The following is an 11,983-nucleotide window of genomic DNA, read 5'->3' on the forward strand; positions in this document are numbered from 1 at the left end:
CGGCTGACAAGTGTCAGCGCTGCCGGTTTAACGCCGGCCGGGTGACGCCAGTTGACGGCGTCTGGTGACAAAACGTAACCGCTGAAACATATCGGGATCCCGAAACAGTTCTGCTTCGGCCACCGCTGTGCAATGTGCGGATCCTTAGCGGGGTCGACGATTTGTCATCCGTTTCCCCACTCTCCGTCACGGCCGGCTATCGTTGAAAATGGCCTGACTTCTGAGCGCAACGGCGCACAAGAACAGATGAACCGGTCGCATCGAATCGCGCTTCGCCGAGCGCAGGATCCCGCGTTTTTGCACGACTATTTCTCTGGCATCGGTCTGGACATCGGCGCGGGAGCCGATCCGCTTTCTGTGTATGGGCGCTTTTTCCCGGCCATCCAGCAACTGATTGCGTGGAATGCCGAATCGCGCGATGCCGTTCACATGGACGGCGCACCGTCTCACGTGTTCGACTTCGTCCATTCGGATTGCCTAGGACGTTTTTCCAATCCTCACCAGGCTCTCGCCAGATGGCTCGAAATCGTCAAGCCCGGCGGCTATCTGGTATTGACATTGCCGACGCACGTCGCCTCGCCCGGCGAATGTATCTTCACCCTGTCCCGATCGCGCGCGGCGCCACCACACGAGGTCAATGCGTTCGACCTGGTAATGGAGGCATCGGCGGTGGCGACATGCGAACGCGTGTGTGTGGTACGTGAGGCCGACGAAAACCGGCCCCCCGGCGTGACCGCTGCAACGCGCGAGACAGGCGCTTTGGCGATAGAGGTGGTGGTGCGCAAGTGCGATGTTCCCGAACTGCATGCGCTGCTTTCAGCGATCGACACGGCCGACAGCGAGACGGCGGTACTGGAGCGCTGCAGGGAAGCGCTACGACTTTATCCGTATCGCTGCGACACGTACCTGTGCGTGAACATGGCGATGCTGCGCTGGGGCTTTAGTCGCAAGCTCGAGGGAGTGTGGGCGGCGGCCGTGCGACGGCTCCCGCATGAACATCTGCCCAAACTCTTCCACGCGCTGATGCTGATCGCACTGGGCATGCTGAACAAGGGTTTTAAGCGTCGCGAAGCATTGTTTGCGGGAACCGTCTGGCAACGTCGAACGTCGGTGCCGCCGCCCGCTTATGCCGACTGGCGCGGCGAGTCGCTCGAAGGGAAATCGATCGTTATCTGGAGCGAGTTCGGGCTGGGCGACGAAATCTTCTTCTTCCGGTTCGCGCGGATGTTTAGTGAGCGTAGCGGGGCAGCGAGCGTAACGGTCGTTTGCCAGACGCCGTTGGTCGAACTCTTTCGCGCGGCGGGCTCGGGGGCGACGATCTGCGGGGTCAAGGATGCGCGGCAACTGCCGCCGCACGACTACTGGGTCTACCCGCATGCGATCCCGGCGTGGGCTCCGCTGGATATCGACCATTTGCCAGACGTCGTGCCTTATCTGCGAGCGGACCCGGCGCATGCGCCGATCGCTTTGCCGGGCAATCCGCATGCGCTGAAGGTCGGTGTGGTGTTCAAGGGTGCGCCGACGCACGAGAACGACGCCGCCAGGTCATTGCCGTCGCTGGATTGTCTTGCGCCGCTGTTCGCGTTGGACGGCGTCGAGTTCCATGTGATGCAGAAAGGACAAGGGGAGGGCGAGGCTGCCGAATACGCGGCACGCGTGCCTAACGTGCATGACCTCGCACCTTCTATCCATTCATTCGGCGACACGGCGCGCATGCTGGCCGCGCTCGACCTGTTGATCAGCGTGGATACGTCGACGGCCAATCTGGCGGGCGCGATGGGCCGGCCAGTGTGGCTGATGCTGCCCATGCTGTGTGACTGGAGATGGCACCTGGATCGCGACGACAGCCCGTGGTATCCGTCGGTCCGTCTGTTTCGCGAGCGAGGCGAAGGGTGGAGCGAGGTGGTGCTGCGGATTCGGGCGGCACTGGAGCAGCGGCTCGCGGTGCGGTACATCATGGGCGGGGCCGCCTAGATCTGCGCAGCACAGGGAACGCGCAGTCGCCAGACGGCGTCGGGCACCGCTAGACAAACGGATTCGCGACCACGCCCGGCTTTTCGTCCGGCTCGTCGTTAATCCTGGCCGGCAGGCTTGCACCCTGACCCTGCAAATCGGCGACGACCGCGTCCACCGCTTCCTTCAGGGCCAGCGCGGCCTTCAACCCACGCTGGTCACGTGTGAGCGCCAGCGTACCGTTCACCACCACACGCGTCGTGCCATTGGTCAGCGTCAGCGCGTCGCCCTGAATGTTGAGCACGTCGTCGTCGTTCGAATAGGGTTTAAACACCTTTCAGTCCTCCCGGTCGCTGGTCCTTCAGGTTCTCCGGAATACCCGGAAAACGGATGCCTGATGCTGCTTCGAGTTCGTGCAACGTCCTGATGTCGTAACGGTTGGTTGCCACGTTATCGACGACCACTGCGAAAGCAAGTTGCCGCGACGGCACGTAGACGACCTTGAACAGTTGCGTTGGGACGAATACGTGCGTTGGACCGATTGTCTGCAATTGCTGGCCACTGAAAATCGGCCCGGTGACGACATACGTGTCGTCGTAAGACAGCGCGATCCTGCGCACGGAAGTTTCGATACGCGCCCACAGCCGCTGATTGTTCTGCCGATTTTGCGGCACGACATTGGCCAGTGAAAACGATTGTGCCATCGCTTCCTGATTCCAGCGATTGCCCGCCGGGCTCATATGTCCGCGGTCGAAGCCGCTGCGCTTGTAGTCGTCGAGTGTGGCGCCTTCACCGTCGGGCAGACGGGCGTCTTCGAAAAACCGGTTGGTGCGCACCATGTCTTTCGCCGCCTCGATGTGGTCGCGCGTGAGGTGCTCCGCCGACCACAAGGGACCGTGCGTGATGCCCGAGTGCAGCACCGCGAAATCGCTGTAGCACAGCATGCGCGTTTTCGGCGCCATCTTCTGATTGCTCAGAACCGGCCACTGCGCATTGGGTGTGAATTGCGAACAGGAGGGCGCCGCGGCAACGTGTGCGGCGACAGCGAAAAGCAGACAGGCAAGCCACTTCTTCATGGATCGGTCGGTCGAAGGATCGGGCGCAAGAGTATAGCGTTGCGCACTTCAATCGACGACACGAGCGCGAATGAAAAAACGAAATAGAACGATTGACTAAAAAAAACGGGCCGCCTTGCGGCGACCCTAATGCGTGGAGTTCCAACTCTATGCATGCAAACTTAAGATGGCCTTAAAGACAGCGGCCGCTGGTTCAGAGAACCGCGGCATTGGAAAGAACTGAATGACAACCACGCGCTGTGAGGGCAGGGCTCAGGCCACCGAAGCTCAACGGAAAGTTTCGCGCATGAAATGAGCGCCAGAACCTAATTGCCGAACACGCTATTCTCTGCACGCACGGGCTGGCGATCGACGGCCTGCAGTCTCCAGAATCCACTCGTCGGTGCACGATTTTGCACTGCAGTCCAGGCGGCCGCGCCTTGCGCGGCGCTCACGCGTTCCTTGCGGTCGACGTGCAGACCGCGCAGCGTGCAAAGCGGCGCGTCGGTGCTTGGCGCGCAAAGCGTAGTGACGCCGTTGTCGTCGTGTAACTCGCCCCAAGGCGGCAGGTCGATGCCTTGGTGCGCTTCTCTCGACCACCGGCGCTCTTCGGTGTCGAGCCACAACACCGCATAGTCGTGACTGACAGTCGGATCAGACCCGTTGATAAGGATAGTCAGGCGCATGGCATTTCCGTACAGTTTGCGAAGTGATGCCCTAACAGTCTATGCCGCAACGCCTTTTAATCAAGGCGAAAAGGGCGGGGCGCCGCTTGCGGAAAAACGGGCGCATGAAGCGCCCGTATTGTCGCCTCTGCATGCGTACGGCGTGAGCAGCGCGTCGAGTTCGGCGCGTTCGCCTGGGACGTGTGTGCGTGTCAGGCCAGATCCAGCGTGGCCGTCATATCGCCGAGCGGCGCGAGGCCGTTGCTGGCGAACGCGCGGTCGCGCGCCGCAACGCCTTCGAGCGGCGCGAGGCGGTGCACCCGGCTGATTAGACGCAGAATGGAGTTCGTGTCGTACACCGTATGGTCGACGTAGCCCTTCTTCGCGAGCGGCGACACCACGAGTGCCGGAATGCGGGAGCCCGGCCCCCAGCGGTCGCCTTTCGGCGGTGACACGGGGTCCCACCAGCCGCCATTCTCGTCGACGGTCACGATCACTACCGTATTCGCCCATTGCGGCCCGTGCTGAAGGTGGTCGATCACCGCAGCGATGTGGCGATCGCCCGATTCGACGTCCGCGTATCCAGCGTGCATATTCAGATCGCCTTGCGGCTTGTAGAACACAACGGCGGGCAAACGCCCCGCGTCGATGTCTGCAATCAGACGGTTGGTGGACGCGTCGTTGCCAAGACCCGCGTCGCGCAGATACTTGCGGCGCGCAGCGGTTCCCGGTGCGTAATTCGCAAAGTAATTGAACGGCTGGTGGTGGTACTGGAAATCCGGCATCGAGCCCGTGTCCTGGTGTTCCAGCGCATATTGCCAGGCGCCGCTGTACCACGCCCAGTCCACGCCTTTTGCGGTGAGGCGATCGCCGATGGTCGCGTAGTTTTGCGGCGGCAGCACGCGCGGGTTCGACAGATCAGCATAGGCCGGATCGCCGCCTTCAACGGGGCGCACGCTGCTCGGCTGGTAAGGCGGGGCCATGGTGTTGACCGCGTATCCATCGGCGGTGAATGCGCCGTCGTTGACGAATTTCGGCGGCCCATCGAGCGCCGAGGCCGGCGAGTCGTCAGCCACTTTCAGCCGCGAGCCGGTCGGGTCGTCGCCGTCGACCACAGAGGCCAGTTTTTTCGCCGGGCTGTTGTGAATGTCCGGATAAAAGGGCGCCTGCGCCGAGATCAGGAAAATGTGGTTCAGCCACGAGCCACCGAAGGCCGCCATGAAGAAGTTGTCGCACAGCGTGTACTGCTGAGCCAAATTCCATAGACGCAGCGTGTCGGCGGAACTCCGGTAATGCCCCATGACAAGGCCGCCCGAATCGCCCCATGCGGCAAACTGATTGTTGCGGCCCGCGTTGATCTGCATCTGGTTCTGGTAGAAACGGTGCACCAGGTCTCGCGTAATGACGCCTGTGGGCAGCGGCGCGCCCTGCGCGTCGGTCATGTGAAACGGACTGTTGCGCAGATTGGCGATGTCCTTCTGGCCGATCATGTAGCGCTTGCCGTCTACCTCCTGGGCCTGCGGCACGAGGCCGCCCCAGATCGCGGGAAGGCGCGGCAGTGGCGTCTTGCCGTCGCGGTCGAGTTGCAGGTAGCGCTCCGCGCTTACTTTATCCAGCGGATGCTGGACGCCGGGAAAATTGCCGTACAGATTGGCGAAGCTGCGATTCTCCGCGTAGATCACGACAATGTTCTTCACCTGGTCATGCAGCGCGGCGTCGAGCCGCAAATCGGCCGCGCTGCGCGGTGCGCTGCTCGCCACGCTCGGGTCGCTCCTGCCTGCGGTCAGCGCGAGGCCGAGCCCAACGGCGGCGAGGCCGGTGAGGACGCGACGCCGCTCGGGGTCGTCGGGAATGTCGCCGGAAGAAGGCGGCAGGGCGGAGTCGTTGTCGGTCATCGATCAGGCTCGCAACAGGTTGCCGTGAGGCTTCCCGTAAAGGTTTTCATCGGTGTGTGGCGCACGTGTCCACTACAGGCGATTGTGTGCACCCGCACCATGGCAAATTGATGACGCCAAAAATGGGCGGCTAAGGCAACCGGCGTTTGACGCGCCAGCTATTGTGCGTTGCGTCAACCGCAAGCAGCAGCCAATGTTTCGCATCGACGGGATGACGCTTTTGCGTAGCGTAACGGTCGACCGTCAATTCGAGTTCGTCATGGGCGCGCCGGTGGCAGGTGGCATGGGCGCCGGAACCGTCCGCGAATTCGACGATCGCAGCGGCGGCGCCCGCAGGCCCAGGCAGATGCGCAATGCGCACGGCGCAACCCGGATACAGATGCGAGTCGGCGACGTGAATCTGGATGGATTCGGACATGAGCATGGCCTCCGGACGCCTGGCAGGAACGAAACGCGGTTGCGACGCGTCCCGCAGTGGACCGGATGAAAGCATAGCACCGCGTCAACTGAAAGCGGATGCAAACGCGTGCGATGCAGACGCATGCGATGCAAACGCATGCGGTGCGAGGGCATGCGGTGCGAAGGCATGTGAGGCAAACGCTTACGATGTCAACGCACGGTCACCCACACCGATCGCCAAGCGCCCGTGATAAATGGCGCCCGCATGCTTCGCGCTATCATGCTGACCTATACACGGTAGACATGCAGGGCAGCGAGGATGGCAAAAGAAGAGCAATCAGGAGCGGGACGCAGGCCCACGAGGGCACGCGTGGTGCTGGAGGGAGCGTTGACCAGGACGGAGGGCGCGGAGCCGCCTGAATCCGCGGAATCCGCCGACGACGAGAACGCCGCCGGATCGACTTACCTTGTGCCGGGGCTCGAACGCGGCCTGCGCATACTCGCTGAATTCAGCGCGCGCGAGCCTGTGCTTGGCGCGCCGGAATTGTCGAAGCGAATCGGCATTCCGCGCACCACGACTTTTCGCCTGCTACAGACGCTTGAAGCGCTGGGTTTTCTCGAGCGCGTGAATGGCGACCGTTCTTTTCGCCTCAGCGTCGCCGTGTTGCGCCTCGGCTTCGAATACCTCAGTTCGCTGGAACTGACCGACGTCGGAACGCCGATTCTCGAGCGTCTGCGCGATACCACCGGTCTCAGTTCGCACCTGCTGATTCGCGATCAACGCGACGTGGTGTTCGTCGCCAAAGCGCAAACTCACGAGCCGATGTTCAGCTCCGTCAAGGTACATGTCGGTACGCGTCTGCCCGCGCACGCCACGGTCCACGGACAGGTGCTGATGGGTGACCTGAGCTTTGACGAATTGCGGCAGCTCTATCCAGAGCCGCAACTGGAACGCTTTACTGAACGCACGCCCGCTACGGTCGAAGAGTTGTACGAGCGGGTGCGGGAAAGTGCGGCGCTAGGTTATGCGTTGAGCGAGGCATCGTTCGAGCGCGGCATCTCGGTGGTCAGTGCGCCGGTGCGTGACCAGAGCGGCAAGATTGCCGCTGCGCTCACCGTCACCATCCCACGCTCGGATATCGGCGAAGCGGAAGAGCGCGAGCCGCTCGTGGTCGCCGTGTGCCAGGCGGCGCTCGAACTGTCGGAACGCCTGAGCTATCGTCCGCGTCCGGACGATCCAACTGCCGCGAGGGCGCGCCGCAAGCCGGTGCCTGCAGGCTGATCCCACATCGCCTCTGAGCGCCAACGTCAAACGGCCCCGCTGCATCTATAGCGGGGCCGTTTTTTTTCATACGTGTCCACCAGGTGCAATCAGAACGAGTGATGAATTCCGGTCAGAACGATCGTCTGATTGCGGCCGCTCGACACGCCTGCCGTGAAAAACGCGGCGTCCGTGTTCGATCCCGCGCGCTCGTATAGCGCGTTCACATATAACTGCGTCGACTTCGACAGCGCGTAGATATCGCCGATCTCGAATTGCGTCCAGCGATGACCCGCCAGCGTCGTGGTCGCGGCGCCGCCCGCTATGCTATTAAACGGCGTGAACTGGTAGCTGGCGCCCGCATCGTAGCTTTGATACGTGTTCGAATGACCGGCATATTCCAGTTTCACACGCGTGTACAAACCGTGCACCAGCAGTTTGCCGAACTGATACGACGCGCCCGCGCCCATGTTCTCGACTTTGTCAGCGGTGTAATTTGCTGCCGCTACACCCTGGAAGTTCGTGATGCCGGTCGTAACGATCGACGGCGTGCGGTTGTGTTCGTTCGCATAGACCGCGCCGGCCTTGAATGGACCGTTCGCATAGCTCAGCGCAAAGCTCTCCGTCTTGCCGGTCGAAAAGTTGGTGGTGTTGCCGAGGCCTAACATCGCGCCCGCACTGAAGCCGTAGAAGCTTGCCGAGCGGAATTTCACCGAGTTGTCGAATGGCACGACGCCGGTGTCGGCAAGTTCGTCGATATTGCCCGGATGGAACGCATACCAGCTCGCGGCCAGATAAGCAGTGCTTAGCGGCCCCAGCACGTCGAAGCTGAATGGCGTCTGATGGCCGAGCGTAAGCGTTCCTATCTTGTCCGAACTCAGGCCAACAAATGCCTGGCGATTGAACAGCGTACCGGCTTTAGCAAAGCTTCCTGTGTTCGTGTAGAAGCCGTTCTCCAACTGAAAAACCGTCTTCAGTCCGCCACCCAGATCCTCTACGCCTTTCAGGCCCCAGCGGTCCGGCTGCATGTTGCCCTGTTCTTCGATCCACTTCGAATGCCCGCCTGCATTGCTGACGTACGCGATACCGGCATCCAGGCTGCCGTATAGCGTCACACTGCTCTGCGCCCATGCGCCAGTGGTTGCGCAGATTGCCGTCAAACCGGCCGCCATGATGTGCTTCACCGTTTGGTTCTCCTGATCACACGACGGATGGGCTAGCCGATGTCGTCGTCCCTGATCCTTGCTGTGGGTTAAATGCAGTTCTGGTTTATGCGCCAAAACCGCCACGCTTTTGTTCCACCTATGGGCGTATGTATCGCCTATGGAAAATTATAGTGAGTTCGGAAGTGGTCAAAATAATTTTTCGGACCCCGTACAAACCCGGATCAGCGCTAGCGTGTTTTCGTGCGGGATCCGTGAAAGGCACGGTTTAAAAGGCTCCCAGCGGGCTCCGTAGCAACTCTCTGAAGCACGCAATGCTGTGTTGCGCCAACCACAGTCGGTGTTTTCCCCTACCGCTTCAGATTTTTATTTTTTCTCGCCAAAGCCACTCCTATAATTATCCATACAAGAACTGATGTTCCTTGTATGGAACAAAAAGCTTCAGGAGAACCCGAGAATGACTGAACAATGGCGCTGCGCCGGCCATGCCGGCGATCTGTCCGATGACGCGCCGATCGAGTTCAAGCTCGACGGGACCGAAATCGGTATCTACAAGGTGGGCGGCGAGTTGTACGCGCTCGAAAACGTCTGTCCTCATGCCTATGCGCTGCTGACGCAGGGGTTTATCGACGGCGACACCGTCGAATGTCCGCTGCACGAAGCTGTGTTTCATATCCCCACCGGTAAATGCCTGAAAGAGCCCGGCGGCCGCGACCTGAAGATGTACTCCGTACGTCTTGCGGGTGAAGAAATCCAGATCAAGGTGGAATGACATGCGAGAGCAAACCGTGAACTTCAATCCCTTCCTGAAGCCCTGGCTTGCGCCGCAGCCAAATAACGTTGCCGGCAAGGGTGTGATCGAAAAGCCAGGCGAAACCGAAAACTTCATCTGGCAGACGCGCAAGGCCGAGCCGACGCAGTACGAAAACGACTTCGGCGACGCGCTCGAAAAAGTGTTCGAAGCCGGCGCGGTGGAGTTGCAGGAAGTCGTCGACGGCCTGAATCGCGTGGGCTTTCGCACGCCGGAAGGCAGCGCGTGGGACAGCGCGCGTCTTGCCGCCGAATTCCGCCTGCTCGCCGAATAAGCGCGCGTTTCCGAGCACGTCTCACCGCTTTCGTCTCTGGAGTCTTGCATGTCGTCCCCCCAAACAACGAATCAACGCGCGGCCGATCCCATCCAGTCGTATCTGGACCAAGGTCTGCGCAACTACTGGTATCCCGTCGCGCCAAGCTGGCAAGTGGGCGACGCGCCGATCGGCATCACCCGTCTGGGCGACCAGATCGTGCTGTGGCGCGACCGTGTGGGCAAAGTCCGCGCGCTCGAAGACCGCTGCCCGCACCGAGGCGCGCGTCTGTCGCTCGGCTGGAACCTCGGCGGCAGCGTCGCGTGCTGGTATCACGGCATTGAAGTCGATGGCGAAGGTGCGGTCGTCAAGGTGCCGGCGGTGTCGGCGTGCCCGCTGGAAGGCCAGAAGTGCGTGAAGTCGTATCCCGTCGAAGAACACGCCGGCGCGATTTTCCTGTGGTTCGGCGACGAAGCGCATAAGGAACCCGCGCCGCTGAATCTGCCGGAAGAACTGGTCGGCGACGAGTATGCGAGCTTCCTGTGCATGTCGCACTGGAAATGCAATTACCAGTACGCAATCGACAATGTGATGGACCCGATGCACGGCGCGTATCTCCACGCGACGTCGCACTCCATGGCCGAAGGCGACAAGCAGGCCGACATGCGCGTGCGCAAGACGGAAACCGGCTTGATGTTCGAGAAGGTTGGCCAGCGCGACGTGAACTTCGACTGGGTGGAACTCGGCGAAACCGGCACGCTGTGGATGCGTCTCGCGATTCCGTACAAGAAGAAGTTCGGGCCGGGCGGCAATTTCGGGATCATCGGCTTCGCTGTTCCCGTCGACGAAAACAACTGCCAGGTGTACTTCTGGCGGACGCGCAAGGTGCAGGGCTGGCAGCGCGATGCATGGCGCTTCCTGTATCGCAATCGCCTGGAAGGTCTGCACTGGGCCGTGCTGGAACAGGATCGCTACGTACTCGAAAGCATGGCGCCGAATGCGCGCGACCACGAATTCCTCTATCAGCACGACGTGGGCATGACACGCGTGCGTCGCCTGTTGCGTCAACGCGCACAGCAGCATTTCGCCGATCTGGACGCGCATCGCGCTCAGGCGCAGGACGCCGGTCAGCACGCGCAAGCGAGCCCCAGTCATGCATAGCGATGGGGTCGACAACAACCCGGTCGTCGCACTCGACGGCTTGCGCGTGCTCGTCACGGGCGGCGCGCGCGGTCTCGGCGCAGCGTTTGTTCGTGCGTTGCTGCAGGCCGGTGCGAGCGTGGTGTTCGGCGACGTGCTGCACGAAGAAGGGAAAGCGCTCGCAGCGTCGCTCGCTGGCGAGGGCCGTGCGATCACGTTTTTGCCGCTCGATCTTGCCGACCCTGCGAGCATCGACCGCTTTGTGCAACAGGGCGCGGCGCAGCTTGGCGGCGTCGACGCACTGATCAATAACGCGGCGATCACCCACTCCGGCGGCAAGTTCGCCGACGAGCTGTCGGTAGACACGTGGGACGCCGTGATGAATGTGAACGTGCGCGGAACGTGGCTCATGAGCACTGCCGCGCTGCCCTATCTGCGCGAATCGTCGCGCGGCAGCATCGTGAATATCGCATCGGACACGGCGATGTGGGGCGCGCCGAAGCTGCTTGCGTACGTCGCGAGCAAGGGCGCGGTGATTTCGATGACGCGCTCGCTGGCACGCGAATTCGGCGCGCACAACGTGACGGTCAACGCAATCGCGCCGGGACTGACCGAGGTCGAAGCCACCGCCTATGTGCCCGCCGAGCGTCATCAGTACTACTTGCAAGGCCGTGCGCTCACGCGTGCCCAGCTTCCCGGCGACGTGACGGGGCCGGTGCTGTTCCTGTTGTCCGATGCTGCGCGCTTCGTGACGGGTCAGTTGTTGCCCGTGAACGGCGGCTTCGTGATGAATTGATCTTGTCGAATCGAAAGGAGAAAGAGATGGCGGACGCCGATATCGAACGCAAATCGTGGGAGCAGCCCGCGGATGCGAGTTTTTCGCAATGGCTGGACAGCCGCGTGGCGCGCCTGGAAACGCGCCGCTACGACTGGGACGCGCTGAAGTTCCAGGCCGACTACGACCCGAAATATCGCCGTGCGCAAATGCGCTACGTCGGCACGGGCGGCACGGGTGTCGCAAAGGACATGAACACGGTGCCCGCAGGCGGCTTCACGTTTTCGACAATGGTGATTCCCGCCGGCAACATTGGCCCGAGCCATATTCATATGGACGTCGAAGAAATTTTCTTCGTGCTGCGCGGCAAGATGAAAGTCATCTGCGAGAAAGACGGCGAAAGCTGGGAAGCCGTGCTCGGCGAGCGCGATCTGATTTCAGTGCCGCCAGGGGTTTATCGCACGGAAGTCAACATCGGCGAAGAAGACGCGCTGATGTGCGTGATGCTCGGCTCGCCGAAGCCAGTCACGCCGACCTATCCGCCGGATTCGCCACTGGCCAAATTGAAGCGCTAGGCCGCCGCGTTTATCCGCGCAATTCGAATACCTCGCGA

13 protein-coding genes are annotated in these 11,983 nt (G+C 61.6%); 7 read left to right on the plus strand and 6 right to left on the minus strand.

Annotation, left to right across the window (positions count from 1 at the left end; genetic code table 11):
- The first annotated feature begins 297 nt into the window (after positions 1-297).
- Positions 298-1,974, plus strand: coding sequence for a methyltransferase type 11 (locus AAGS40_RS15485; protein ID WP_345815666.1), 1,677 nt, complete (start codon positions 298-300; stop codon positions 1,972-1,974).
- A 49-nt stretch (positions 1,975-2,023) separates the two neighbouring features.
- Here the strand turns inward: AAGS40_RS15485 and AAGS40_RS15490 are convergent, their stop codons facing one another.
- The 5 genes from AAGS40_RS15490 to AAGS40_RS15510 all read right to left on the minus strand — a co-directional run bounded on the left by AAGS40_RS15490 (position 2,024) and on the right by AAGS40_RS15510 (position 5,986).
- Positions 2,024-2,287 (minus strand): hypothetical protein, encoded by a 264-nt coding sequence (locus tag AAGS40_RS15490; protein WP_345815667.1) that lies wholly within the window; start codon positions 2,285-2,287, stop codon positions 2,024-2,026.
- Entirely contained in the window at positions 2,280-3,029 is a 750-nt protein-coding gene (locus tag AAGS40_RS15495; RefSeq protein WP_345815668.1) for a DNA/RNA non-specific endonuclease, read from the minus strand. The genes AAGS40_RS15490 and AAGS40_RS15495 overlap by 8 nt, the downstream gene beginning before the upstream one ends.
- A gap of 305 nt (positions 3,030-3,334) precedes the next feature.
- On the minus strand, positions 3,335-3,694 hold the full coding sequence (locus tag AAGS40_RS15500; RefSeq protein WP_345815669.1) for a DUF3564 domain-containing protein: 360 nt from the start codon (positions 3,692-3,694) through the stop codon (positions 3,335-3,337).
- A 191-nt stretch (positions 3,695-3,885) separates the two neighbouring features.
- Positions 3,886-5,568, minus strand: a complete 1,683-nt coding sequence (locus tag AAGS40_RS15505) for an acid phosphatase (RefSeq protein ID WP_345815670.1) — start codon at positions 5,566-5,568, stop codon at positions 3,886-3,888.
- Between the two features lie 130 nt (positions 5,569-5,698).
- Complete coding sequence (locus tag AAGS40_RS15510; protein ID WP_345815671.1) at positions 5,699-5,986, minus strand: hypothetical protein; 288 nt, start codon at positions 5,984-5,986, stop codon at positions 5,699-5,701.
- 300 nt (positions 5,987-6,286) lie between these two features.
- Between AAGS40_RS15510 and AAGS40_RS15515 the strand changes: the two genes are divergently transcribed.
- On the plus strand, positions 6,287-7,249 hold the full coding sequence (locus AAGS40_RS15515; RefSeq protein ID WP_345815672.1) for an IclR family transcriptional regulator: 963 nt from the start codon (positions 6,287-6,289) through the stop codon (positions 7,247-7,249).
- An 89-nt stretch (positions 7,250-7,338) separates the two neighbouring features.
- Here the strand turns inward: AAGS40_RS15515 and AAGS40_RS15520 are convergent, their stop codons facing one another.
- Positions 7,339-8,400, minus strand: a complete 1,062-nt coding sequence (locus AAGS40_RS15520; RefSeq protein ID WP_345816570.1) for a porin — start codon at positions 8,398-8,400, stop codon at positions 7,339-7,341.
- A gap of 448 nt (positions 8,401-8,848) precedes the next feature.
- On the opposite strand from AAGS40_RS15520, the gene AAGS40_RS15525 reads away from it, so the two are divergent.
- The 5 genes from AAGS40_RS15525 to AAGS40_RS15545 are packed head-to-tail and all read left to right on the plus strand — an operon-like array spanning position 8,849 to position 11,945.
- The gene (locus tag AAGS40_RS15525) at positions 8,849-9,163 is read left to right on the plus strand and encodes a non-heme iron oxygenase ferredoxin subunit (RefSeq protein WP_345815673.1); all 315 of its coding nucleotides are present in this window, start codon (positions 8,849-8,851) and stop codon (positions 9,161-9,163) included.
- 1 nt (position 9,164) lies between these two features.
- Positions 9,165-9,476 carry a recombinase-like helix-turn-helix domain-containing protein gene (locus tag AAGS40_RS15530; RefSeq protein WP_345815674.1) on the plus strand — a complete coding sequence of 104 codons (312 nt, stop codon included), beginning with the start codon at positions 9,165-9,167 and terminating at the stop codon, positions 9,474-9,476.
- A gap of 48 nt (positions 9,477-9,524) precedes the next feature.
- Positions 9,525-10,616, plus strand: a complete 1,092-nt coding sequence (locus tag AAGS40_RS15535; RefSeq protein ID WP_345815675.1) for an aromatic ring-hydroxylating dioxygenase subunit alpha — start codon at positions 9,525-9,527, stop codon at positions 10,614-10,616.
- Positions 10,609-11,391, plus strand: a complete 783-nt coding sequence (locus tag AAGS40_RS15540; RefSeq protein ID WP_345815676.1) for an SDR family oxidoreductase — start codon at positions 10,609-10,611, stop codon at positions 11,389-11,391. The genes AAGS40_RS15535 and AAGS40_RS15540 overlap by 8 nt, the downstream gene beginning before the upstream one ends.
- A 26-nt stretch (positions 11,392-11,417) precedes the next feature.
- Positions 11,418-11,945, plus strand: a complete 528-nt coding sequence (locus AAGS40_RS15545; RefSeq protein ID WP_345815677.1) for a cupin domain-containing protein — start codon at positions 11,418-11,420, stop codon at positions 11,943-11,945.
- Positions 11,946-11,983: the final 38 nt, after the last annotated feature.

The organism is Paraburkholderia sp. PREW-6R, from assembly GCF_039621805.1.
GTDB lineage: Bacteria > Pseudomonadota > Gammaproteobacteria > Burkholderiales > Burkholderiaceae > Paraburkholderia.

Bases quoted from the DNA above. Each gene is read 5' to 3' on its own strand.
- AAGS40_RS15495 (WP_345815668.1), bottom strand. From the start codon at position 3,029: ATGAAGAAGTGGCTTGCCTGTCTGCTTTTCGCTGTCGCCGCACACGTT.
- AAGS40_RS15500 (WP_345815669.1), bottom strand. From the start codon at position 3,694: ATGCGCCTGACTATCCTTATCAACGGGTCTGATCCGACTGTCAGTCAC.
- AAGS40_RS15505 (WP_345815670.1), bottom strand. From the start codon at position 5,568: ATGACCGACAACGACTCCGCCCTGCCGCCTTCTTCCGGCGACATTCCC.
- AAGS40_RS15510 (WP_345815671.1), bottom strand. From the start codon at position 5,986: ATGTCCGAATCCATCCAGATTCACGTCGCCGACTCGCATCTGTATCCG.
- AAGS40_RS15515 (WP_345815672.1), top strand. From the start codon at position 6,287: ATGGCAAAAGAAGAGCAATCAGGAGCGGGACGCAGGCCCACGAGGGCA.
- AAGS40_RS15520 (WP_345816570.1), bottom strand. From the start codon at position 8,400: ATGGCGGCCGGTTTGACGGCAATCTGCGCAACCACTGGCGCATGGGCG.
- AAGS40_RS15525 (WP_345815673.1), top strand. From the start codon at position 8,849: ATGACTGAACAATGGCGCTGCGCCGGCCATGCCGGCGATCTGTCCGAT.
- AAGS40_RS15530 (WP_345815674.1), top strand. From the start codon at position 9,165: ATGCGAGAGCAAACCGTGAACTTCAATCCCTTCCTGAAGCCCTGGCTT.
- AAGS40_RS15535 (WP_345815675.1), top strand. From the start codon at position 9,525: ATGTCGTCCCCCCAAACAACGAATCAACGCGCGGCCGATCCCATCCAG.
- AAGS40_RS15540 (WP_345815676.1), top strand. From the start codon at position 10,609: ATGCATAGCGATGGGGTCGACAACAACCCGGTCGTCGCACTCGACGGC.
- AAGS40_RS15545 (WP_345815677.1), top strand. From the start codon at position 11,418: ATGGCGGACGCCGATATCGAACGCAAATCGTGGGAGCAGCCCGCGGAT.